The sequence below is a fragment of the Lysinibacillus sp. FSL K6-0232 genome, assembly GCF_038008325.1.
In the GTDB taxonomy this organism is placed as follows: domain Bacteria; phylum Bacillota; class Bacilli; order Bacillales_A; family Planococcaceae; genus Lysinibacillus.
Genome location: NZ_JBBOYW010000001.1, coordinates 1,932,355 through 1,956,320, shown reverse-complemented (window position 1 = coordinate 1,956,320; position 23,966 = coordinate 1,932,355). Strand labels below are relative to the sequence as shown.

General features: G+C 39.1%; 25 protein-coding genes. 7 read left to right on the top strand and 18 right to left on the bottom strand.

The annotated features are described in order from the left end of the window. Positions 1–121 precede the first annotated feature (121 nt). On the bottom strand, positions 122–541 hold the full coding sequence (locus MHB42_RS09535; RefSeq protein ID WP_340805717.1) for a universal stress protein: 420 nt from the start codon (positions 539–541) through the stop codon (positions 122–124). A 10-nt stretch (positions 542–551) separates the two neighbouring features. After that, a complete protein-coding gene (locus MHB42_RS09530) occupies positions 552–1,970 on the bottom strand; it encodes a SulP family inorganic anion transporter (protein WP_340805716.1) in 1,419 nt (472 codons plus the stop codon). A 117-nt stretch (positions 1,971–2,087) separates the two neighbouring features. Here MHB42_RS09530 and MHB42_RS09525 point away from each other — a divergent pair, with 117 nt between their 5' ends. Then, positions 2,088–2,636, top strand: coding sequence for a recombinase family protein (locus MHB42_RS09525; RefSeq protein ID WP_340805714.1), 549 nt, complete (start codon positions 2,088–2,090; stop codon positions 2,634–2,636). Positions 2,637–2,682: 46 nt separating this feature from the next. Here MHB42_RS09525 and MHB42_RS09520 read toward each other — a convergent pair whose 3' ends face one another. From MHB42_RS09520 to MHB42_RS09505, 4 genes are all read right to left on the bottom strand, one after another. Further along, on the bottom strand, positions 2,683–5,724 hold the full coding sequence (locus MHB42_RS09520; protein WP_340805713.1) for a hybrid sensor histidine kinase/response regulator: 3,042 nt from the start codon (positions 5,722–5,724) through the stop codon (positions 2,683–2,685). Positions 5,725–5,880: 156 nt separating this feature from the next. Then, positions 5,881–6,072 carry a hypothetical protein gene (locus MHB42_RS09515; RefSeq protein WP_340805712.1) on the bottom strand — a complete coding sequence of 64 codons (192 nt, stop codon included), beginning with the start codon at positions 6,070–6,072 and terminating at the stop codon, positions 5,881–5,883. A 420-nt stretch (positions 6,073–6,492) separates the two neighbouring features. Continuing rightward, positions 6,493–7,035 (bottom strand): TlpA family protein disulfide reductase, encoded by a 543-nt coding sequence (locus MHB42_RS09510; protein WP_340805711.1) that lies wholly within the window; start codon positions 7,033–7,035, stop codon positions 6,493–6,495. A 180-nt stretch (positions 7,036–7,215) separates the two neighbouring features. Beyond that, positions 7,216–8,799 carry a methyl-accepting chemotaxis protein gene (locus MHB42_RS09505; RefSeq protein WP_340805710.1) on the bottom strand — a complete coding sequence of 528 codons (1,584 nt, stop codon included), beginning with the start codon at positions 8,797–8,799 and terminating at the stop codon, positions 7,216–7,218. A gap of 692 nt (positions 8,800–9,491) precedes the next feature. Between MHB42_RS09505 and MHB42_RS09500 the strand changes: the two genes are divergently transcribed. Beyond that, on the top strand, positions 9,492–9,971 hold the full coding sequence (locus MHB42_RS09500; protein WP_340805709.1) for a DUF6530 family protein: 480 nt from the start codon (positions 9,492–9,494) through the stop codon (positions 9,969–9,971). A gap of 16 nt (positions 9,972–9,987) precedes the next feature. Then, positions 9,988–11,364, top strand: a complete 1,377-nt coding sequence (locus MHB42_RS09495) for an MATE family efflux transporter (RefSeq protein ID WP_340805708.1) — start codon at positions 9,988–9,990, stop codon at positions 11,362–11,364. 229 nt (positions 11,365–11,593) lie between these two features. Here MHB42_RS09495 and MHB42_RS09490 read toward each other — a convergent pair whose 3' ends face one another. The 4 genes from MHB42_RS09490 to tnpA all read right to left on the bottom strand — a co-directional run bounded on the left by MHB42_RS09490 (position 11,594) and on the right by tnpA (position 13,559). Further along, positions 11,594–11,767, bottom strand: a complete 174-nt coding sequence (locus MHB42_RS09490; RefSeq protein ID WP_340805707.1) for a hypothetical protein — start codon at positions 11,765–11,767, stop codon at positions 11,594–11,596. A gap of 18 nt (positions 11,768–11,785) precedes the next feature. Beyond that, positions 11,786–11,950: a hypothetical protein gene (locus MHB42_RS09485; protein WP_340805706.1), complete on the bottom strand. Its 165-nt coding sequence runs from the start codon at positions 11,948–11,950 to the stop codon at positions 11,786–11,788. Between the two features lie 129 nt (positions 11,951–12,079). Next, positions 12,080–13,156: an RNA-guided endonuclease InsQ/TnpB family protein gene (locus MHB42_RS09480; RefSeq protein ID WP_340805705.1), complete on the bottom strand. Its 1,077-nt coding sequence runs from the start codon at positions 13,154–13,156 to the stop codon at positions 12,080–12,082. 4 nt (positions 13,157–13,160) lie between these two features. Continuing rightward, positions 13,161–13,559 carry an IS200/IS605 family transposase gene (gene tnpA / locus MHB42_RS09475; protein WP_340805703.1) on the bottom strand — a complete coding sequence of 133 codons (399 nt, stop codon included), beginning with the start codon at positions 13,557–13,559 and terminating at the stop codon, positions 13,161–13,163. Positions 13,560–14,141: 582 nt separating this feature from the next. Here tnpA and MHB42_RS09470 point away from each other — a divergent pair. Beyond that, on the top strand, positions 14,142–14,408 hold the full coding sequence (locus MHB42_RS09470) for a hypothetical protein (protein WP_340808569.1): 267 nt from the start codon (positions 14,142–14,144) through the stop codon (positions 14,406–14,408). A gap of 148 nt (positions 14,409–14,556) precedes the next feature. On the opposite strand, the gene deoD is transcribed toward MHB42_RS09470, so the two are convergent. Both deoD and MHB42_RS09460 read right to left on the bottom strand, forming a co-directional pair. Then, on the bottom strand, positions 14,557–15,264 hold the full coding sequence (deoD, locus tag MHB42_RS09465) for a purine-nucleoside phosphorylase (RefSeq protein ID WP_340805701.1): 708 nt from the start codon (positions 15,262–15,264) through the stop codon (positions 14,557–14,559). 100 nt (positions 15,265–15,364) lie between these two features. Further along, positions 15,365–15,583 carry a YozE family protein gene (locus MHB42_RS09460; RefSeq protein ID WP_340805700.1) on the bottom strand — a complete coding sequence of 73 codons (219 nt, stop codon included), beginning with the start codon at positions 15,581–15,583 and terminating at the stop codon, positions 15,365–15,367. A 248-nt stretch (positions 15,584–15,831) separates the two neighbouring features. Here MHB42_RS09460 and MHB42_RS09455 point away from each other — a divergent pair, with 248 nt between their 5' ends. After that, positions 15,832–17,670, top strand: coding sequence for a methyl-accepting chemotaxis protein (locus MHB42_RS09455; protein WP_340805699.1), 1,839 nt, complete (start codon positions 15,832–15,834; stop codon positions 17,668–17,670). 213 nt (positions 17,671–17,883) lie between these two features. Here the strand turns inward: MHB42_RS09455 and msrB are convergent, their stop codons facing one another. The 5 genes from msrB to MHB42_RS09430 form a co-directional block, all read right to left on the bottom strand. Next, the gene (msrB, locus tag MHB42_RS09450; RefSeq protein ID WP_340805698.1) at positions 17,884–18,312 is read right to left on the bottom strand and encodes a peptide-methionine (R)-S-oxide reductase MsrB; all 429 of its coding nucleotides are present in this window, start codon (positions 18,310–18,312) and stop codon (positions 17,884–17,886) included. After that, positions 18,305–18,838 carry a peptide-methionine (S)-S-oxide reductase MsrA gene (gene msrA, locus MHB42_RS09445; protein ID WP_340805697.1) on the bottom strand — a complete coding sequence of 178 codons (534 nt, stop codon included), beginning with the start codon at positions 18,836–18,838 and terminating at the stop codon, positions 18,305–18,307. Before msrA ends, msrB begins: the two co-directional genes overlap by 8 nt. Before the next feature lie 12 nt (positions 18,839–18,850). Beyond that, positions 18,851–19,432 carry a YpmS family protein gene (locus tag MHB42_RS09440; RefSeq protein ID WP_340805696.1) on the bottom strand — a complete coding sequence of 194 codons (582 nt, stop codon included), beginning with the start codon at positions 19,430–19,432 and terminating at the stop codon, positions 18,851–18,853. 4 nt (positions 19,433–19,436) lie between these two features. Further along, positions 19,437–20,336 carry a GDSL-type esterase/lipase family protein gene (locus MHB42_RS09435; protein WP_340805693.1) on the bottom strand — a complete coding sequence of 300 codons (900 nt, stop codon included), beginning with the start codon at positions 20,334–20,336 and terminating at the stop codon, positions 19,437–19,439. Positions 20,337–20,556: 220 nt separating this feature from the next. Next, complete coding sequence (locus MHB42_RS09430) at positions 20,557–21,399, bottom strand: DegV family protein (protein ID WP_340805692.1); 843 nt, start codon at positions 21,397–21,399, stop codon at positions 20,557–20,559. Positions 21,400–21,631: 232 nt separating this feature from the next. Between MHB42_RS09430 and trhA the strand changes: the two genes are divergently transcribed. Then, positions 21,632–22,267, top strand: coding sequence for a PAQR family membrane homeostasis protein TrhA (gene trhA / locus MHB42_RS09425; RefSeq protein WP_340805691.1), 636 nt, complete (start codon positions 21,632–21,634; stop codon positions 22,265–22,267). Positions 22,268–22,373: 106 nt separating this feature from the next. Here the strand turns inward: trhA and MHB42_RS09420 are convergent, their stop codons facing one another. Continuing rightward, positions 22,374–22,865: a dihydrofolate reductase gene (locus MHB42_RS09420; protein WP_340805690.1), complete on the bottom strand. Its 492-nt coding sequence runs from the start codon at positions 22,863–22,865 to the stop codon at positions 22,374–22,376. A gap of 133 nt (positions 22,866–22,998) precedes the next feature. Here MHB42_RS09420 and MHB42_RS09415 point away from each other — a divergent pair, with 133 nt between their 5' ends. Next, positions 22,999–23,916 (top strand): alpha/beta hydrolase, encoded by a 918-nt coding sequence (locus MHB42_RS09415; protein WP_340805689.1) that lies wholly within the window; start codon positions 22,999–23,001, stop codon positions 23,914–23,916. The last annotated feature ends 50 nt before the right edge of the window (positions 23,917–23,966 follow it).

Here is a 23,966-nt window from a genome sequence, read left to right as displayed (position 1 = left end):
AGCAAATTTTGATGATAGGTCAAAATTTGCTCTTCCTTGGTTTTACAGGGCTATCCGTCACTGAAGCTGTTCTATCCGTCAAAGCAGCCTCTCTATCCGTCACTTTTACGGTTCTATCCTCCTACTTCACAATCAAAGCAGGGCATTGCACACGTTTCATTACTTTATGGCTGACGCTGCCGAGCACCATTTCTTGAAAGCTGTTTAAGCCACGGCTGCCGATAACAACTAAATCCACTTGCTTCTCATTGGCATAGCGCACAATTTCTGACCCCGGTTCTCCTTTTAAAATCGTTGTTTGATAAGGAATTTGTGCTGCTCTTAATGCTTGCTCCACGGGGGCAATTTTACGCTGACGTGCCAGCTCCATTGTTTCAGGAGAGCCAGCTCGTAATAATTCATTTTTTACTTTTTCTACATTAACCACATAAACAATATCCACCATGGTACTCTTTGACAGCTTGGCGATTTTCATGGCTTCCTGTGCTGCACGGAATGCATTATCAGAGCCATCCACTGCTACTAAAATATGCGAATACATAGCATCCCTCCTAATTTAACCCACTTAATTGACTGTATAACGCTTGGCTTGCAGGATTTAAGCCAATTATCTCTACATGAATATGCTGTGCCGCTAAACGCTGACGCACTTTAACAAGCGCTCCTACTGCTGATTCATCCCATAAATGGCTGCTAGATAAATCAATCGTAATGCTAGACGCTTCAATCTGGTCAAATGCTTGTATAAAGCTTTTCGTAGAGGCAAAAAATAATGGTCCCTCAATAATATAGGTTGTGCCTACTTGCTGAATCGTCACCTTTGATATTTTTGCTACAAAAAATAATGCACTGACAATCACACCAATGACAACGCCAATCGCTAAATTATCGGTATAGATAACAATTAACACGGTGGCAATCATGACAAAGGCATCCGTGCGGGGAGCCGTGGCAATATAACGGAAAGAGCCCCAATCAAATGTGCCAATACTTACCATAATCATAATCCCAACAAGCACAGGCATTGGAATATCCACCACTAGATCACCCAGCACAATAATTAAAAACATTAAAAATACGCCTGCCACCAATGTTGATAGACGTCCTCGCCCACCTGATTTTACATTAATCACCGATTGACCAATCATGGCACAGCCAGCCATTCCACCGAAAAAGCCATTGATTACATTGGCAATGCCCTGTCCACGTGCTTCACGATTTTTATCGCTTTTTGTGCTAGTCATGTCATCGACAATTTGAGCCGTTAATAATGACTCTAATAGCCCAACAATAGATAAAGCTAAGGAATAGGGCAAAATAATTAGCAAGGTTTCAAGGGTAAATGGCACATTCGGTATAAAAAATGTAGGCAATGCACGTTCAATTGCACCTAAGTCACCAATTGTTTTTAAATCTACCTCTGTTGTAAAGGCTACAATCGTTAACACAACAATTGCAATTAACGGTGCAGGAATTGCCTTAAAAAATCGAGGCACAACATACACAATAAGCAAGGTAATTGCGATAAATAGATATGTCCAAAGCCCCTCCTTGAAAAAATGCGGAACCTGTGCCATAAAAATTAAAATCGCCAATGCATTGACAAAGCCAATCATGACAGCATTTGGCACAAAGCGCATAAGCTTGGCAATACCTAATACGCCAAATAGCAACTGCAATACGCCTGTTAAAATTGTAGCTGCCAGTAAATATTGCAGCCCATGCTCCTTAACAAGGCTTGTCATGACCAATGCCATCGCTCCCGTAGCAGCGGAAATCATCGCTGGTCGCCCTCCGACAAAGGCAATAATCGTTGCAATACAAAATGAGGCATAGAGTCCAACCATTGGGTCAACGCCTGCAATAATTGAAAAGGCAATAGCTTCAGGAATTAGTGCGAGAGCCACAACAATTCCTGATAATATATCTGCACGAACATTGCCAAACCATTGTTCTTTTAATGTTTGCATAAATAAACTCCCTTAGTTATAGTATAAGTAATCGTACCAAAAGATACCTTTTTGGAACGACAACAAGTAGCATAGCATAATCATTCCCAAAAAGGAATGGTTTTGGGAGGAAAAATAATGATTTATGGCTATAAGCGCCCGATTATTGGCGATGAATTAGGTGAACAGCAACTACTGGATATACAGGTTGAGCAATTATTTGTGGAGGCACACCCTTATGCTAAAAAACGTCATGCCTTAGAGGAATTATTAATGGTGATACAGGCTGGGGATGAAATTATTGTTGAAAATATCATGGTGCTTGCCGACTCCTTACATCAATTAGTGGATGTCTTGCATATTTTAGCAAAGGATCATGTAACCATTACCTTTCGGCAGGAGCAAATGACTAATACCACACAGATGCCGATGTCCTTATTAGATAACGCACTATTTTTTGCCCATTTACAAACACAATTTAAAAGCCATGCCACAACATTTGGGCTTGCTGAGGCAAAAAAAGCTGGCAAAACCATTGGACGCCCGAAAAAATCTGATAAGTATTTACGCCAAGCGTTGGAGATGTATCAAAGCAAGAACTATTCATTGCTCGATATTAAAAATCAAACAGGCATTAGTAAATCCACTTTATATCGCTATATAGATGAAGTAAATAAACAAAAATAGGCATTATACGCGAAGTATAATGCCTATTCTCTTTGGATGGCGCGCTTTATGTCGCTTTCTTTGCCAAGACCATAAATGATACAGTGGTTCCTTGGTTTGGCTTACTTGAAATTTGCAGACCTTGCCCGTAATGCTGCTGCAAGCGAAGGTGCGTATTTAATAAGCCAATGCTTTTGGATTTATGCGTTGTTCGTTGCAATAGTTGTGCTACTTTTTGTTCATTCATACCAACACCATCATCCGAAACCGAGATGTCCAACTGGTCATCATGACTCATCACGCAAATACGAACTGTTCCACCCTCTGCACGTTTTAAAATACCATGCTCCAACGCATTTTCCACGATAGGCTGTATAATCAGCGGTGGAATAAGTATATCTTGCTGTGCATCTATCTCCCATACTACTTGAATGCGGTTGCCAAAGCGTTCCTGCTGAATATAGAGATAGGCTTGAATTAATCGCAATTCATTTTCTAACGGCACAAGAGCTTCAACGTTTTGGAAATTATAAGATTCTCTTAAAAAATCGCTTAATGCCTCTACTAATTTACTTGTTCGCGCACTATCCGTTTCACTTAATGTTAAAAGGGCATTTAATGTATTAAATAAAAAGTGCGGTTCAATTTGTGCCTGAAGCCAAGCAGCCTCCATACGATGGCGCTCCTGCACAGAGCGTTTTACCTTTGTCAATGCCTCTGCACGAGATTTTAACTCTAAAGCATCTACGGGCTTAATCACATAATCATTCGCCCCTGCTAAAAAGCCCTTTTCAATATACTGAGGCTGACTACGTGCTGTCAGCAATAATACAGGCAAATCGGTGAGTGAGAATTGCTTGCGAATCAGCCGTACCAATTCATAGCCAGACATTTTTGGCATCATCACATCTGAAATGACTAAATCCCATTCTTGTGATTGAATGCATTCCAAAGCCTTGATACCGCTTGTCACCGTGACAACATCATACTTATCATTCGTTAAAATGGTTTCAATCACTCTTAGGTTAATCGGCTCATCATCCACCACTAAAATACGAGGTCGGCTCCAATCTACAATGCCAGTAGCCATTATAGATGACTTTATTTGCATATCTTCCTGTTTGTAATTGTTGCTTTGTGTCACTACATCGTCCTGTATGTCATTAGACAATGGCAATGTAAACGTAAAGGTGGACCCTTTGCCTAACACAGACTGTACTTCCAATGTCCCACCTTGCAGCTCAATTAATCGCTTACTAACACTTAGTCCTAGCCCAAAGCCACCTTCAACAATATTTTTACCTGCTGCTCCTTGCTCATATGGCTTAAAGATACGCTGCATTGTTTCTCGATCCATCCCAATGCCTGTATCCTCTACTACAATTTTTGCCATCCCATCTTTCGTATAGCCTGAAATACTAACATAGCCCTCATTCGTAAATTTCACCGCATTATGCACTAAATTCAACACAATTTGCGTTACACGGTTTTCATCCGCCCATACTTGCTGAAAATCGGCTGGAATTCGATGAATAAATTGCACAGGCTTCCCTTCCACTGTATAACGCAGCATCTCTAGTACACCTGATACAACTGTATGAATCGAAACATTTCCGAGCTGTAATTTTTGTGTATTTTCCTGCAAGCTCCTAACATCCAGCAAATCATCTAATAGCAGGGACATTCGCTTGCCTACAGATAATACCGTTTCTAAATCATTCACACTGGCATTGCTCAATGCATGTGTTTCACGCTCCAATACCGCTCTTGAAATATTAATAATGCTATGAAGCGGGTTGCGTAATTCATGTGAGGTGCTTGCCAAAAATTCATCCTTTTGTTTATCAGCTTTTTGCAGTTGTAAGGCAAAGGCTTTTGTATCGGCATGCACCTTTGCAAAACCTTGAAACCAGACAATCGCTAAACAAGCAATGGTAATAATCAAGTCAAAGGGATAAAAGACCACCTTATTTCCCATAATCATCAACAGACCAGCCCAAATTATACTATTCATAAATGCGATGATGGCGAGTAAAACAAAAATATTGTTTCGAATATCCTTTATGGAGTTGCTTAGTACAACCATCATTGTCATCATAATAGCAATAGCAAAAATAAGAATATATATAATTTGTATGGTAATAAGATAATAGGTTGGCAATAGAATCGCCACCAACACAGCTATAGCACAAATAATCGCAAAGGCTTTTTTATACGGCTTGAAATGTGGTGGTAGCCACTGGTCAATACATCGAAGCATTGAGTAGCCCATGCTAATAGCCGTAAGATGAACAAGTATAAAGCTCCATTCATAATTAATGGAAAACCAAAAGGTCAACAGCTTGTCTTCATTACTCAGCAAATAATAAAACATCATACTAACCATTAATAGTGAAAAATAGAGTAAACGTTTATCCTTGCTGCCAACCAAATACAGAATGATTGCATAGCCAGCATGAATCAGTAAAACAATAGCAACGAGTAGCTGCATCACAATAGACAGCAATGTTTCACGGTAAATAACATCCTCTTGCCCAAATTTAATGGAACGCACAATACCACCCATACGAGGGTCGTGAAAGTTAGCTGCTTGGATAACGATCTCAATTTCGCTTTGTCCCTGTGCCTCAAAAGAAACGGTAAATGGTACATTTTCTGCGACTGTTTCTGCAAGATTTTTACCTATCTCACCTGATTTCTTCAGTAATCGTCCATTCACATAAATTTCAGATGCACTACGAACGCTTGCTACTCTAATACTATATGTAGTTGTTTCTGCTGGATCGACGAGTAGTGTAAGTCGATAAGAGCCGTAGCCATAAGGACTCCGCTCATGCTCTGGGAAGGCCGTATCCCAGCCACCCGGAATTTTGATATTTATAGGCTGTGCTGGCTGCTCTTTATCCATTAACCATTGAGATGGATAAAATAACCACTCACCATCCAATGTGAGCGTGCTATCTTGGAAGTCGAAATCTCGTACATCTAGTTGACCTTTTTCGGCATAGAGCTGCTCTGGCTGCTTAAATAATTCAAGCCATAATAGACGTAAAGCTGTGAGCGATACAATAAATAGCACGATAATCATAATAATCTTTTTTGTGTTCATGAAAGATCATGTAAAAGGGTTAATATGGATGTACCTTTTACTATTTTCACCTCCCTGACTAATGCATCATTAGATTCTAACACGTAGACCTCTACAAATTCTCTACAAAAAAAGATCGAGCCAGCAAGGAATACTGACTTGATCTTTTGATAATGCTTATTTAGCTACAGTTAAAGCATGGACGGTTTTAAGGCGTTTAATACTTTTTAGCATCTCCATTAACTGATGTAATTCATCTGCATTAATATGTTGAAAAGAATCCTTAATGTAGGTTTCGATACTTGCTTCTATATGAAAAACTTCCTCCGAGAACTGTTGATAAAGTTGGTTTTTATAATAAATAGGCACGATAATATTTATCTCCTTTACATAACTGTATATGCAGGCGTGTTGATTAACCTTTATTTTACAGAGAATTGCTTAGAATTCGTTGATTTCTGTTACAGGTGGACGCTTTCTGCGGGTGCGGCTTCAACTCATTTATTTCGGCAAATGCCGAAATAAATGGATTTTCAGCTCGCACTTTTTCCGCTAGAGTCGCCACCTTTCACGCCAATCAACGAGAGAATGCTTTAGACAAAGCGTTTTCCTTCTAACAACACGCAAATGAATAGCCAATATTTAGATCATCAACACGCTTGCTGTATATGTAAAATATAGCACTATATCTCTTTGAAATATCTAATATCTTATCCATTTACTGGTGGAATAATACCTGTAATAAGTTTACTATTTTACGCAGTTTCTCTATAAAAGGTTTCAACTCGTCTAACTATTGATAGTTGCTACTAGCTTATTTAATTCCTGTTGATTAATTTCGCCTTTAATCGTATACTGTAAAATTCCTTCCATATCAAAAATAAAGGTTGTTGGGTATCCGAGCACTTGAAATGCTTGCTGAAGCGTTCCTTCTTTATCTAAAAAGATAGGGAATGCTAATTGATGGTTTTCCTGAAATGTGACTGCTTGTTCATAGCTATCATACTTGGTGGCGTTGATGGCTAATAGCTCCACTTGCTGCGGTTTTTGCTGATAAAAGTCGTTTAATGCAGGGGCTTCTTGTTGACAGGGCCCACACCATGATGCCCAAAAATTGACCACTAGCACTTTTCCCTTATACGTTTCAAAGGTTGTTGCAGGTTGGTTCAATGGCGTTAACACGGTGGTAAAATCAAGCTGTGCTGTACCATCTGCTAACTCTACCATAGAAGAAGATACTTGCTCTTGCCCCCAGTTATTTTTTAGCATGACGATAAGTAAAACAACAATTATCAGTGCTGAAGCCATTAAACCTATTGTTTTTCTCTGCATTTATTGACTCCTTTAATCTATTAACATTAGATGTTTTTACCATTTTTTTATAAAAGAATTCTATCTGTTACTCCTATTTTAGCAAGTATTGTTAGAAGAATAAATAATCAAATTTTTTTAATACAAAAAGACCAGAAGGCCTTGGCATCCTGATCTTTTTGGTCCTCTTGTTATGTGATATTACCTTAATGTAAATTGTCCTACTTGCTGATTTAATTGCTCTGCCATTTTTGCCAGTTGATTAGAACTATTGGAAATTTCCTCCATCGAGCTAGACGTTTGCTGCATTGTGGCAGATGTTTGTTCAATGCCTGCAGCCGATTCCTCTGAAATGGCAGCAATTTCTTCAATCGCTTGGTCGATACGTACAGAATTTTCTACTAGCTGGTCAAGGTTTTGCGACACATTTGCAATATTATGTGCCATCGCATTGACAGCCGTCCCAATTTCAACAAAGGTTTGATTCGTTAAAGAAATTTGCTCTGAGCCTTGCTGCACTTCCTTATAGCTTGATTGTAAGGCGTTGGTCACATCATTGGTTTCCACCACAATTTCCTCTACAATATGCTCAATATCAACAACTGATACTGAAACCTGCTCTGCCAATTTGCGTACCTCTTCCGCCACAACAGCAAAGCCCTGTCCTTGCTCCCCTGCACGTGCCGCTTCAATTGCTGCATTGAGTGCCAATAAATTCGTTTGCTTAGCAATATCATTAATCACCACAACAAGCTTGGAAATATCCTGTGATTTATGGTTTAAGCCCTCCACTCGCTCAACCACCTGATGAACAATATTATCAATCTTTAACATTTGATCTGTCGATGCTTTAATTAATGTTTGACCTGAATCCGTTAATGTTAGCACCTGATTCGCATCACTTTCAACATGCTGCCCATTTTGACTAGCCTCATTCATACGCTTCACAAAATCACTCATTAAATGTGATAAATCACTTGCATTGCTTGCCTGTACTTCCGTGCCCTCTGCAATATCATTCATCGTCAGTGCTACCTGCTCTGCCCCTGCTTTTACCTCTACGGAGGACTGTAGCAATTCTTCACTTTGCGTAGCCACTTCAGTCGATACATGTTGAATTTGCTGTAGCATATCCTTTATTTTAAGATTCATCGTATTTGTTGACTCTGTAAGCTCGCCAACCTCATCGCGTGCATCATTAACAAGTGCCTCTTGGCTTAAATCACCCTCTGCAATTACTTTCACGCGCTGTGAAATTCGTTGGACAGGTTTAGAAATGGATATGGCGCTATAGAAGGCTGTAGCAATCGCCAATATTGTAACAAGTATAGATACAATAATGTTTATATTATTAACATGAGCATTATCATCTCTTAAGTTGTCACCAGCCTCGCGAATAATGTCTTCACCTTTAGCTGCTAATGACTCAAAGCCTTCCCGAATCGCTTGCACTTCTTGTTCCTGACTCACTAAATTTTGAATGGCTAATGCCGTATTCCCAGCCTCATAAGCCGGAAAGACATTTTTTTCAATATATTGACGCCAAGCCTTTGCTCTTGCTGCATAGTCCTCAAATTCCTCCGACTCAATAAGCTGGCGAACAAGCTTTTCATTTTCTAAAGATTGTTGAATATATTCATTAAATGTATCTTTATAAGATTGCTCACCTGTCAGTACATAGCCTCGTGCAGCTCCTATTCTCACAGACATCGAGCTAGCTAGATGCTGTTGAAGAATCGATAGCTCTAGGTCCCTATTCACCATTTTCTCCATTTCTTTATTCATGGTGATATTTGAATAAATGATATAGCTACTTTGCACCATTATCCCTATGAGAATGATGGAAAAACCAAATAAAATTTTACTTCGTATTGACTTAAACTTCATTACCATATAACCTCCATCTTTCAAAACAATTATTACCATTATGTATATCTAAGATGTCTTATATATTATTTTTTCGATACTTATCCAATCATATTATTATGTATCGATTACAAAAATCCGATGTATACACACTATAATCATAAATGTTTAATCACCTTTCTATAAAATTAGGTATATTCACTTAATATATTTCAAAAATAGAAAATGAATATATTGTATGATTGCCAGCACTATTCTACTCTATACTGGAAATTATGTAAATAAAGAAATATTATTACTACATGTTTAACCATTAAAAGGGTTAGCATTTGTCTATGCCCGTCCAGATATACTCATACATTATCAGCCTCATCTCTACTATTTCTCAACAATACTTTTATGAACAGACCATCATAAACTTCTCACTTCAATAGGTGTAATCCTCATATTCTCTCCAATATCTACATTTCCAAAGCTTTCACTGAGCCATAGAGCCCCCTATTTGAGAAAAAATACAATTTTTAGCATAAGGATTGACTTCTCATAGATGCAATGTTAAATTTACTAAAGCAGTAATTTAGTAAATTACTAAATTGGAAGGAGTGTTAACAATGAAAATACCAACACATTTAAAGCATAAGCCTGTCATTGTGGCAGAAAACTATGCCAATATCGATGGACGCACAGCATACGAAACAGATGCACAGGGGCTATCACTTGGCTTAGCACAATGGAATGATCGCGGAAAGGTTGATATTTCGGCAAAGGTTTGGCGACATACTGGTGGCAAATGGTCGCGTCAATCAGAGGAGCTACCCCTTCACCGTGTGCTTGACCTCGCTATTTTAGTATGTGAAACAGAGCTTTATTTCAAGGAGGCGTACCGTCACGAGCATTTATATGACGAGGAAAATCCGCTTATTAAGCGTGTCGGCTTGCAGGGAGATGCCATGACTGTAGAGGTTTGCACAGACAATGAGCAAATTAAAGAGGATATTCAGCTTTTTCAGCAGGCATTAAACAATGATGGTGAATTAATTGGCGAACGCCTGCGTACATTATCACGAATTTTAAAAGAAATGGGTTATTAATACTCAAGAGGATCAAATGATGAATGAACATTTACTACAGGATGACAAACAACTACGAAAGGCTTTTTTTAATTTTTTAATTCCCGTGATGCTCGCTAATGTCCTGCAATCCGTTGGGCAAGTATTTGCGATGTTTATCGTGGGACGCAATTTAGGTGTCGATGCACTCGCTGCTATCTCGGCATTCTTTCCATTTTTCTTCTTTTTAATGGCTTTTGCGATTGGCATTGGCTCAGGTAGCTCGATTTTAGTTGGGCAAACATTTGGTGCTGGCAACCATGAGAAAATGAAGGAGGTTGTTGGGGTAACGCTTGCCTTTACAACCATTTTATCCATTGCCGTTGCGATTTTTGGCGGCTTTTTTATTGAATGGATTTTACGCTTTATGCAAACACCCGCTAATATTTTAGAGATGAGTATTAGCTATGCACAAATTTTATTTTTCACGCTGCCAATTATGTTTTGGTACTTGGTCTATACAACATTTATGCGTGGCGTGGGCGATTCCAAAACACCTTTTTTATTTTTAGTCGTTAGTGTTATTTTAAATATCGCCTTTCTGCCGCCATTAGTATTTGGCTGGTTTGGGCTGCCTGCGTTTGGCTTAAATGGCGCTGCCTATGCATCTGTCTTATCAAACCTTGTGACGATGCTCGTATTATTTGTTTACCTGCATAAAACAAAGCATTTACTACGTTTAGACAAAACTATTTTACAGCACTTTAAGCTGAAAAAGGATATTTTAACGTCCCTACTAAAGCTCGCCATCCCTTCAAGCATTAGTATGGTCGCCATCTCTGTTGCAGAAATTGCTGTGATTGGCTTTGTCAATCTGCATGGCTCAAATGCGACGGCTGCCTATGGTGTTGTCAATCAGGTGGCAAGCTATGCCCAAGTGCCAGCTATGAGTATTGCTATTGCTACCTCTGTCTTTGTTGCACAGGCATTAGGCGCAAACTCGACCGAAATGATTAAAAAAATCCGTCTAATGGGGGTACAAATTAATTACCTTTTAGGTGGCGCAATTATTTTAGTCATGTATTTATTTGCAGAGCCAATTCTTGCGTTATTTATTGATACACAGGAAACCTTGCATATTGCTAAAAATTATTTATATATCGCCTTTTGGAGCTATTTAATTTTTGGGCATACGCAAACCGTATCAGCAACAATGCGCGCAACAGGTGTTGTGCTTTGGCCGACTGTCTTTTTAATTATCACCATTTGGGTTGTGCAAGTACCACTCGCCTACTTCCTATCCCACCACACAGCACTTGCTCTAAACGGTGTCTGGTTAGCCTACCCGATTACCTTCTGCGTCCACTTTATTATGCAGTATGCGTACTTTAAGCTAGGCTGGCAAAAACGAACATTACAGGCGATGTTAAAATAACAACAACTCCGAACGATGGAATAGCTTTATTATCGTTCGGAGTTTTAGTAGCTTTTAATGTGCCAGTTCCCGAAAAAACAAAACAACCAGGTACTCAATCTTGCTGAGCCCTGGTCATTTTGTGAAAAGTGAATGCTACTAACTTGCTTTAGTGTTTTGTATTCTACTATTAGAGTAGTCGTTTCATTACAAAAAAGGTTACACAAAAACATAAAAAGTTTTTTATTTTTCACAGCGCATCCTGCTTATCCATTAAACACCATAGACAGGCAAGCAAAACGGATACACTTATCAATAGAAAAAATGTATAAAGGTTAAAATATTGATTGTTCACATGAATCGTTAAGCCAGTTGTGATCGCGTTAATATAATGCAGATCAGCAGTGCCATTTTGCTGGAGCAATGCCTCTTTTATAACCTCTCAATAATTAGCTAAGACGATTCTTTGATAAACAATAGCCGCAATACTATAAAGAATTGTAACAACCAAGCCGATTTGGAGGGTACGCTTTGTCAGAGCATGCTGGCGAATAAGCCGAATCCATAACAGTAGCAGTCCCATCAAGAGCGGTACTAGAAAAATCACTATTGAGACTCCCACAGCTAAAGCAATGGGATTCTTGAGTGACTAAGCGTTCGCAGTCCATTTCTGTTTTAAACAGTCCTCAAGATGAGGGTATCTCATTACCCCTCATAGGGCAGAACATCTAGTTCTCTATGCTGATTGACTTTTACCATCAACCACAGGTGCATAGCGAATATTCATAGCACCAATTATATCTCTATGCTTCTCGAATCCACATTTACACTTGTATTTTCTATCTTGCGCCTTGTTCTTCTCTGAACATTTAGGGCATGTTTGACTTGTATATGCAGGTTTTACGTATTCAACTTTAATTCCTTCTAACCTTGCTTTGTATTCAATAAATTGAGATAGTCGATAGAATGACCATGTATGCAAATTCTTTTCGTTTTTACGACTGGTTCTTGTCGTCTGTCTAATATTCGCTAATTGTTCTAAACGAATGACAGAAATTTTATTCTCTTTCGCAAAATCAACAATTGCACGACTCGCTTTATGGTCCTGGTCTTGCATCCAACGTTGTTCCTTGTTGTTCAACTTACGAATAGCAGTTAACTTTTTCTTTTCCCCTAATTCTTTACGAACTGAACGGAATTTTCTTTTCTTGAATTTGTTTTGTCTGCCATTACCAAAAAATCGTACCTTCTCATCGTCTGTTACAGCAACAGCAGGTACTTTTAGTCCTAAATCAACACCCATTACTCTTACTCCTGTTTTTTGAACAGTAGGAATGGTCACAGAAATTTGTGCTATCCATTTATCCGACTTTTTTGTGATACGCAGTGTGCCTAACTTATGTTTAAGCAAATCAAGATTTCGGTGACCTTTATCAACCAATAAAGCACGAATAGGCGTTTTCTTGGTTTTGCCGTCAACCATGATAGGCAAGGAGATATGAGTGGAATCAAAAGAGTAGTTTTGATTGTTCCAGATGCACATAGGCTTCTTTAGAACTGGAACTGTTTCGAATTTTGTTTTTTTCGCCTTCCTGAAAACACTTTTTGCCTCTTTAATTACTTGGTTTTTTACTGCACTTGGCAAAGATACATGAAGGTTTTTACTTGTTTTCTTAGTGCTTTTCTTTTCTTTTACCATTTCAAATACAAGGTCATTGATTGTTGAAATGTATATTTTACTCATTTCAGTTAAAGTCAAAGCCTGTTCTTTTGTAGGCAACAATTTTATTTTGACAGTGATTGGTTGCGACATGATTTCACCCTCTTGTTTTCTGTTGCTCAACATAGCGTTTGATGGTTTGCCTCGATACATTTCCAGCGGTGGAAACAAAATAAGAACGTGTCCATAAACTCGGCAAGTGTTGTAGGTGAGGAAATTCTTCACGCAACTGTTTAGATGTCACTCCTTTGATTTTTGCCATGATGTTTGCAGGACTTAATGTAGGTAGTGCATTTAGAAATAGGTGGGCATGGTCTTTGTCACATTCTAAGGCTACCACTTTTATTTTTAAAGATTCACATATTTCGTGTACCATTTCTTTAAATCTCTGTTCTATTTTGTCATCAAGAAATATCTTTCTTCTGTATCGAGGGCAAAACACAAAATGATAATTAATCAATGAGACGGTTGTATTTGTTCTTCTGTATTCTTCCATAACAAAATTGTATCAATTAACAAAACAAACTGCAACAAATGTATAAAAATATAGGTAGTGAAAATTTCGGTCAATTGAGATAGCAAAAGCTATCCCTTGACCGACCTCACTATCATCTCATGTCTAAAGACGATGGGCTTTCCCGTTCGATAAATCTGTAAAGACGACTACAATTTATAGGTTTGTCAATATTATGATTCAATAATTGAAAATAAGCCCATTTATTGCTATTTACAACTACACTCGATGCTCCTCCAAACTAGGTATATTTATTTAGCATTCTTTATAATCGCAAATAATTAATTTTATTATTTTTCCGCTTAAGATACTCAACACTCAAAACCAGTTTTGTTATATTAGCTGTGTTCATTTTTAATAATTTTATATGTTCTTCTCACTTGTATCCTTTAAACATTGCCCAATTTAATCTCAAAGTGCAATGAGCATCAATGAATTAAGATTACTGGTGAGCTTAGGTATGTCAATAGCTGTTTATACTTACGTGCATCCAATAATCCTACATTTTGAAATATGTTACACTAAATTGAATGCACCTTTTGAAAGGATGGAGGGTTTCCATTGATGATTGGATTAATTATTTTGCTACTAGCTTTGATATTGGTTATACCTTTTATTTTCAGTATTGGTAAATCAACTAAAACAAAATGGATCATTTGGGGAATAACCATTATGCTAGTCATAGCACCTTTATTATCATGGATTATTGCTATGATATGGGGAGGTAGTGGGTTTGCTGCAGTCGCCGTAATGATAGTGCTGTTTCCTCTTCTATTTATTATTGGGCTTGTGACGCTTCTTATTGGAATTTTTATCAAAAAGAAAAGCTAAATTTTAGCTTTATCACTCCTAATAAAACTACTGTCCTCCTCTTTATTTATTAACAAAAAACAACCGACTACTTTCACGCCATTTGATAAAATGGGACGTTTAGTCGGTTGCCTTTTTAAAATTAAGTTTAAATGTGTTGAGTTATCAACTATTCTTGAATCGCTGCGTCTAAAGCTACCACGATCATGTCATTGAATGTTGTTTGACGTTCTTCTGCAGTTGTTACTTCGCCTGTTAAAATGTGGTCACTTACTGTTAGAACAGATAGTGCTTGGCGACCAAATTTAGCTGCTAATGTGTAAAGTGCTGCGGATTCCATTTCTACAGCAAGTACACCATATTGTGCTAATTTTTCATTTTGGTGCTCGTCCGAATAGAACATATCTGCTGTGAAGATATTGCCCACCTGCAAGTTTAGCCCTGCTGCTTTACCAGCATTGTAAGCTTTTAAAAGTAAATCAAAGTCAGCGATTGGTGCGAAGTCGATAGCACCGCCCCAAATAATTTGATTCATACGTGTATCCGATGTTGCGCCCTGTGCTAGAATAACATCACGCACTTTTACATCCTTTTGAATCGCACCACAAGTACCTACACGGATTAATTTTTGAACATCATATTCTTGCATTAATTCTGTTACATAAATTGAAATCGATGGCACACCCATACCTGTTCCTTGTACAGAAATACGTTTGCCCTTATATGTTCCTGTGTAGCCAAACATATTACGTACTTCGTTATAGCAAGTTACATCCTCTAAAAATGTTTCAGCAATATACTTTGCACGTAATGGGTCACCTGGAAGTAAAATTGTATCGGCAATTTCACCTTTTTTTGCATTAATATGAATACTCATACTGCAATCCCTCTTTTCTGTCAGTTATCATATCCATCATACTGTTTTTTGATTATTTTCGCAATGCTAGACGTCTAGCAACTGAAAATTTATTCATTTCTTATGCCTGCTCCTCATACAACGCCCATAGCGCATCAAATGCTTCTGTTGTTAAATTTTCTGTTGCATAGGATTCGATATAGCTAGATAGCTCATTAAAGTCTGTGCTTTGCTTTGGAAAATTATGCTCATGAAACATTTCTTCCGCAAAGCGTACTTTCGGGTCTGACCAATCGCCACCACGAAAAGCTAGTACATATAGATAAAAACTTTTTTTCATTGTACAATATCCCCTTTTACCACAACTGCTTTTTCGTTAGTGTACCAAAAAAATAAACATTCGTCATAGCCTCTATTGCTAAGGATTTTTACCTAGTCATGAATATAGCCCTATTTTCTTGCATAGCACAGACTTTTGTCGCACCAATCTTTATCAGAAAATTTCTATTTTTAGAAATTCTAATAGAAATATCTAGTAAAATAAGCTAAAATTGAAATCGATGATAAAAAAATAGGAAGGTGATGGCGATGAATAAGACTAAAAAAGACCGTAATACAGCGAAACAGCGCCCTTCTCTCTCTGCTTTTCATTTTTTAAGAAAGAAAAAAGCAACAAAAGAGAAAAACGGGACTAATTCCCCTCCTATTAAAGAAAAACAGCCACGTTTTTATCATTTGATTCGAGGCAAGGTGCTTTTAATGTTCGCACTTCTTATTGTGATTAACGGTATTATGGGGGTTTTATCGTATGTCAATATCCAAAACCTCCAGCAGCAAATGGAGGATTTTACAAAGAAAAATGTGCAGGAGCAATTAACGGTCAATCAGCTTGCTTATGAGATTGCACGCTTAACAAATTTGGAGCAGACGTATTTAATTACAGGTGATGGCAATTATTTTACTTCTTATCATATGAAGCTGGATACGATTCAAAAAAAGCTCACATCATTAAAAAAGCAATTTGAAAATCATCCAATAGAGCTTGCACATATTCAAGCCATTGAACAATATTATCGAAATTACCTAGATTATTCAGAAAAAGTAATGACGATGCGTGATGAGCTAGGGCTTGAACAGGCACGTAAATTAATGCTGAATGCCACTGGGGAAACAATGAAAAATCATATTGACGATAATATTGAAACGATTAATGCTGTAATGGATGAGTCGAATAAAGCAAAATTGAACAAGCTGAATCAGCGCGTCAATCTATCCATTGTGACATTCTTCCTTGTATCTGTTATTGGCTTTTTAGCGATTGTTATTTTTGGTTATATGCTGTTTCAATCGCTTAAGCGCAATACGCAAAAGATTAATGATTCTATCCTTGATATTGCACAGGCTGGCGGCGATTTAACAAGGCGTGTCAAAGTGCGTAATCGCGATGAATTTTCGATTATTGCTGCTTCTACTAATACATTAATCGAGTCGATTTCTAATTTAATTAGACGTGTCAGTGAGCTGGCTGATCACGTATCAAGCAGCAGTCAGGAGCTAATGTCCTTAGCTGATGAAAATGCACGTACCATTCAAGCTATTGCCGATGCAACAGCCGATATTGCCAGTGACAGTGACCAGACGATTGCCAGCATGAATAGTGCCCAGCAAAAAATGAGCGATTTAGAGCACTCCATGCATCAATTAAATGAACAAGCAAGTGCTGTACAGCGTGCCTCACTTGCAATGCAGCAGGCAGCGGATGAGGGCAGCCGTTCCGTGGAGCAATCATCGCTTGTTATGCAGTCGATTGAGGAAACGATGGCTTCTACAACAACCACTGTCGAAGCATTAGGACGTAAATCAGCCGATATTACCTCCATTATTGGCACGATTACTGCGATTGCTGAGCAAACAAATTTACTTGCCTTAAATGCGGCGATTGAAGCGGCACGAGCTGGTGAGCATGGACGAGGCTTTGCGGTGGTGGCGGATGAAGTGCGTAAATTAGCTGAGCAATCGCAAAGTGCAGCAAAGGAAGTAACGACGATTGTGACATCCATTCAAGATGAGGTGACATCCATTGTCGCGCAAAATCATGAGGGGGTTACATCGGTTATTCAAGGCGTGGAAGTGACGAATAAAACAAACCAATCACTGGCAAATATTTTAGCGCATACACAGGAAACAACCGCCATTATTGCCGAAATGGTTGATACAATTGGCACAACGATTGTCTATAGCAATGCTGTAGCAAGCGATTTTGTGCATGTCAATGCCTATGCCGAGCAATCTGCTGCCAACACCGTAACATCTGCCGCAGCGGCAACACAAGGCTCCGCATCCATGCAGGAAATCAATGCAGCCGCTACAGAGCTAGCACAGCAAGCAGATAGCCTACGCCACCTTGTCAGCGAATTTAAAGTATAGCGATACCTGCGTTCAGGCGAATACACGCGCTTGGACATGCAATACACGCGAATCTTGAGCATTTACACGCGCTCAGATATACAATACTCGCGTTCAGGTGAACACTCAGAATTTCTAAGCTTTTACATGCAATTGAATCTATAATACTTGCGAACAGCGCAATACAAAAAATCCTAGCAAGTGTGTCGTAGTTCACACCTTGCTAGGATTGTTTTATTTAAACAGTGCTAGATAGTCGCCGTAGCCTTCTTTTTCTAAGTCTTCTTTTGCGATAAAGCGCAGGGCGGCGGAGTTAATGCAATAACGCATGCCTCCTAGCTCATTTGGCCCATCTGGAAAGACATGTCCTAAATGAGAGTCTGCCTCTTTGCTGCGCACCTCTACACGGCGCATACCATGAGATGTATCGAAATGCTCTGTTACTTCTTCTTTTTCAATTGGCTTGGCAAAGGCTGGCCAGCCACAGCCTGAATTAAATTTATCCAATGAACTAAATAAAGGCTTTCCAGATACGATGTCTACATAAATGCCCTCTTCAAAATGGTCATCATATTCATTGCGAAATGGTGGCTCTGTGCCATTTTCCTGTGTTACATAATATTGCATATCTGTCAGCTCTTTTAAACGTTGCTCTTTATTCATCCTTAGCCCCCCAGTGTTGCTCCTGAAATGCCCTACGACCTGATCCAATCGAATAGCGTTCATAGTGCATTGGATTTTTCTTATAATAATGTTGATGATAGTCCTCAGCTGGATAAAACGTGCTCGCTGGTAAAATTTTCACCATAATCGGTTTATCAAACTTGCCTGATGCCGCTAAATCTGCCTTCGAGCGCTCGGCTAGCTCACGCTGCTCCTCATCATGGTAAAAAATCGCCGTTGTATAGGATTCTCCACGATCATAAAATTGACCGCCTGCATCTGTTGGATCAATTAATGTCCAAAATGTTGCGAGCAATTGCTCATAGCTATAAAGCTCATCATCAAAGGTGATTTGTACAGCCTCTACATGCCCTGTTGTTTCAGAGCATACTTGCTCATAGGTTGGATTTTCAACATGTCCACCTGTATAGCCTGATAGTACGGATTCAATGCCGGGCATTTCATCAAAGGGCTTAACCATACACCAAAAACAGCCACCTGCAAATGTTGCATATTGCCTTGCCATAACTTTCACTCCTTATTCACCAGGTACAAGTATTTCCAATAAAATTTTATCATTGGCTAAATCCAATTCCTTTGCACGAACACGTGAACCTGACGCAATATTAATACGCGATAAATCAATATAGATTTCCGCTTCATTTGGATTAATGGTAATCCATGAGGGGAATTCCACCGAATCACGCATAATTTTCATCGTTGTTTCTGGTGGAATATTCAGTAGCCCCACATTCATGCCTGTTTGCTTTAAAATAATATTACCGCTCTCATCGACAATTGGGTCAAAATTCATGGAAATCGGAATATCCGTATAGAACACTGTGAGCGTGCTTTTTAATTGAATATCATCCCCAATCGTATAATCAATCGGTAAAGGAGAGCCCTCTACAGCATCCCTTACATATTTTTTGGATATTGATTCTAACTCTTTTGCTGTTGTTTGCACAACGAGAACATTCTCTTTGCCTTCACTTGTACCTACTGCATTCTTTGCGACATCAACACCATCTACTGGTCTAGTTGCTAAAAAAACAACGAGGAGGATTGCAAAAAGCACTGTGCCCGCTAAGGCAAAAAATGCGATTTTCCATTTATTCATTTTGTCACTCCTCGAAGCCTATTGCCTTGTTAATCTTTTTTTCCATATTACACTGCTCCATTGTTGTGAGTATACGCTCTGTCATTTTGTCATAGCCCTTTGCATTGGGGTGGAAAAAGTCTGTATGATAGACAAGTTCCTCGTTTGAATCAAATAAATCTTCCACCGATATATAGCAAGCATTTGAATCCTCACTTGCTACTTCTTCAATCACCTTGTTCCATTCTGTAATAATTGTATCGAATTCATTCGCCTCATTTGTAACAATGGAGAATGGGTTGTAAAAGCCAATAAGCAATAAAGGCACTGTTGGATTCTTTGCTCGAATACCTTCGATAATTTTACTGTAGCGCTCCTTATAGGCAAGTAATTCTTTATCAAAAGCATCACGCTTTAAATTAAATAAATCCTGCTTCACGACCTTCATGACATCATTGCCACCCATTGTTAGAGAAACGAGCTGTGCCTGCTGCAGCTCTTCATCATAATGCCCCTTTTTCACTAATTTTAGTAGTTGATCGCTACGTCTTCCGCGTTTTCCACGATTATCAACCTCTACCTCTGCTACAGAGGGCCATGTTAACAATGAATCTGCCAACCTTCCTACATAACCGTCTTGACTATACTCATCACCGACACCATCTGTTAAGGAATCTCCCAGTGCCAAGTAATGCAGTTGCTTTGCGTTTTCTTCATCAATTTGCGATAAATCCTCTTCTGATGGCTCAAAAAAATGTTCAAAAATTTGCGTCAACATATTCTTAGAGGGTTTTTCCTCGTCCTCTGTTTGTTGCTCATCCTGCGTCATCTCTTGCTCCGTTTCTGCCTGCTCACCATCTGGCTCTGCTTGCGGATTCGGTTCATCGATTGATATTGCACAACCACTTAGTACAAAGACGGTCAAACATGACAATAGAAATCGCCACATGTCGATTTGACCACCTTCCATCCCTTTCTATTAGTTCTATTATAGAATAGTCATACCTCTATGAAAAGTGACTTCCCTTTTGTTCTTGATAATTTTGATGGATTGTCTAGGATTTCGCTCAATTCCTTGCTGAAAGCGCTCAATCCTCACTATACAAAAAAGCCACTACACTCACAAATGTAGTAGCTTCTGTTGATTATTCTGCGTAATAAATAAACCCAATGGCTCCCGGCCCTGTGTGGGTTGAAATAATGGGAGAAGTAAAGGCGATTTCGACATCCTGAAAGCCTGTACCCTCAACCAGCTCTTTTAATGGATTGCCCATTGTAGCAAGACCATCTGCATGTGAAATGCCTACTGCCTTCACGGTTTTGCCAGCCGTATCTGCTTGGAATTGCTTAAATAAATAATTGACGACCTGCTTATGACTACGCACCTTTGACACAGGATTATAGACGCCACCCTCTAAATTAGCAATCACTTTAATATTGAGCAATGAACCGATAAAGCCCGTTCCTTTCCCAATTCGACCGCCTTTTATAAGGTTTTCCAGCGTATCCACAATCACATACAAATGCGTGTTGGCACGTACCGTATCAAGACGAGCTACAATATCCTCCACCGTTGCGCCTGCATCACGCAGCTTAATGGCTTCTCGAAGCTGGATAGCAAGCCCAATAGCGATAAAGCGGGAGTCAATCACCGTAACATGGGCATCCGTCATTTGTGCCGCCTGACGTGCAGACTCAACCGTGCCGCTCATGCCGCCTGTCATATGGATGGAAATAATGTGGTCACCATCTTTACCAAGCTCATCGTATAATTCTTTAAATTTTCCCGGTGCAGGCTGCGAGCTTTTCGGTAAATCCTTTGCATTTTTCATAAGCCCTAAAAAAGACTGGGGCTCCAAATCTACACCATCTATATACGTCTTACCGTCAATTTGAATTGTTAAAGGCACAATATGTATATTATGCTGTGCTACCTCTTCTTTTGTTAAATCACAAGTTGAGTCCGTCACTATATGAATTCGTCCCACTTCGACACATCCTTTTACTTCATTAGCATTTATTATATAGATGAATGAATCATTATGTAAACATGACATTTGTCATTAAGCCAAAGCTTATTGTAAGCGCTCTCTTAAAATGACAATAATAAAAGCCCATCAAGGCATATGACATTTTAGATAGAAAAGATATGACAAATGTAAATGGTTGTTTAGATGTTATTGGGGTATAGTAAATATATCAACGAAAGGAGTGTTGCAAATGGTGGATTCATTTGACTATAAATCATGGAAGGAAGAGCTGTGGAATGCCATTACACACGGTATTGGCTTTATTATCAGTATTCCAGCGCTTGTTGTCTTACTGTTGACAGCGGTGCAAACAGGAAATGCCCTCCATGTGACAACTTTTAGTATTTTTGGCGCTTCGGTCATTATTTTATTTTTAATGTCGACATTGCTACATAGCATGCCAGAAAAATATAAGCGCTTCTTCGCCATTCTTGACCACTCATCTATTTATATTTTAATCGCTGGTACGTATACGCCGTTTTTATTAATCGCTGTTGGTGGCGCAACAGGCTTAGCACTACTATGTATTATTTGGTCATTAGCAATTCTTGGAGTACTTTTTAAATGCTTCTTTATTAATCGTTTTGAGCTGCTGTCATTAATTTTTTATATCGGGATGGGCTGGCTCATTATTTTTGCCATTAAGCCTGTTTATATATACTTAGGCTTTCACGGCTTTGCATTGCTTCTAGCGGGTGGGCTATTTTATACAATTGGTGCAATTTTTTATGCATGGCGCACCCTGCCCTACAATCATGCAATTTGGCATCTCTTTGTACTAGCTGGCTGTGGCTCCATGTACGCCTGTGTCTATTTTTACTTATAATAAAACATCTAAATCCTCTCACCATTGTGCAGCGAGAGGATTTTTACTTTTTACATAGAGATGTTTGCTCCTGCTTTGCGAGTATTCGCTCTGGTTTCACGGGTATTTATCTCTTATCCGCGGGTTTTCGTTCAAAAATTTGGTATTGGAATGTGTAGCCTTCTGGCGCTGTTTCAGGTGCTTCTGATGAAACTTGTACAAAATCCTGCTCGTAGCTCGGGAAATACGTATCTCCCTGAAACGAATGATTGATTTTGGTAATGTATAAGCGGTCAGCAAGCGCCATGGATAAGCTAAAAATTTGCTCGCCGCCAATAATCATAATTTCAGGCACATCTCCTGCAAGCGCAAGTGCTGCCTCTAAGCTTGTCGCGATTTCAATGCCCTCTGCCGAGTAGTTCGAGTCGCGTGTAATGACAATATTGCGGCGACCGGGCAGTGGACGTCCAATGGATTCAAATGTTTTGCGCCCCATAATCATTGGCTTGCCCATCGTTTTCTGTTTAAAATATTGCAAATCACCGGGTAAATGCCATGGCATATCATTGTTATAGCCAATAACATAATGTTGGTCGTGCGCTACAATTAAAGAAATCATGCTATCCCTCCAGTCAAACTCTATTATAACCATATTTTTGCGTGATACTAAAATTTTTTTAATTTAAATCCTAGTAATTTTATAAGATTAGTTTATAATAGAAACAAACAATGGAAATAAAGGATGGATGACCATGACAAAATTAAGAGATGAAGCAGTCCAATTCATTCAAGCAAATAATACGAATACACCTTATTATCAGTGCACCCCACAGCAAGCAAGAGCGATGCGCACCGTTGCACCGTGGCAATCCGCACAGAAGCCACAGCTTGCAGCTATTGAGGATAAAACGATTACCGTGCGTGATGGCGCACAAATTTCTGCACGCATTTATACGCCTGTTGTTGGCAAAAAGCTCCCTGTGATTGTGTTTTACCACGGAGGCGGCTGGGTTTATGGCAATTTGGATTCTGTCGATGCAGGCTGTCAATTATTAGCCGAGAAAGCACAGGCACTTGTTGTATCCGTCGATTATCGTCTAGCACCTGAGTATCCTTTCCCAATCCCACTTTATGATGCCTATGATAGCTTATTATGGGTGCAGGAGCAGCTGGAGGCACTGGGTGGTGATGCGACGAAAATTACGATTGCTGGTGATAGTGCTGGGGGGAATCTGGCAACGGTTGTTACTTATTTAGCTGCTGTATTAAATGGACCAGCTATCCATGCACAGGCACTGATTTATCCTGTTGTTCATCTGGATTTTTCCACAGCCTCTTATGCTGCCTATGGTGAAAACTATGGCTTGGATAAGCAAGGGATGGAATGGTTTGCCCACCATTATACAGATGTGCAAAACTTTACAGACCCGCTAATTTCGCCTTTATTAATTGAGGATGCAAGCATTTTTCCTAAAACACTGATTATTGCGGCGGATGCGGATGTACTCTACGATGAAGGGCATGCCTATGCACAAAAGCTGGCACAGGCAGGTGTTGCCGTTGAGCATATCACGATGCACGGCTTAATCCATAGCTATTTTAGTAAAATGACCTATTTTGAGGAAGCGACAATTGATACGGTTGAAAAAATTGCCCAGTTTCTGAAATAACTTTAGCCATCCTGCTCAAACAATGCGATAATAAGGCAAAATGCTTTTTA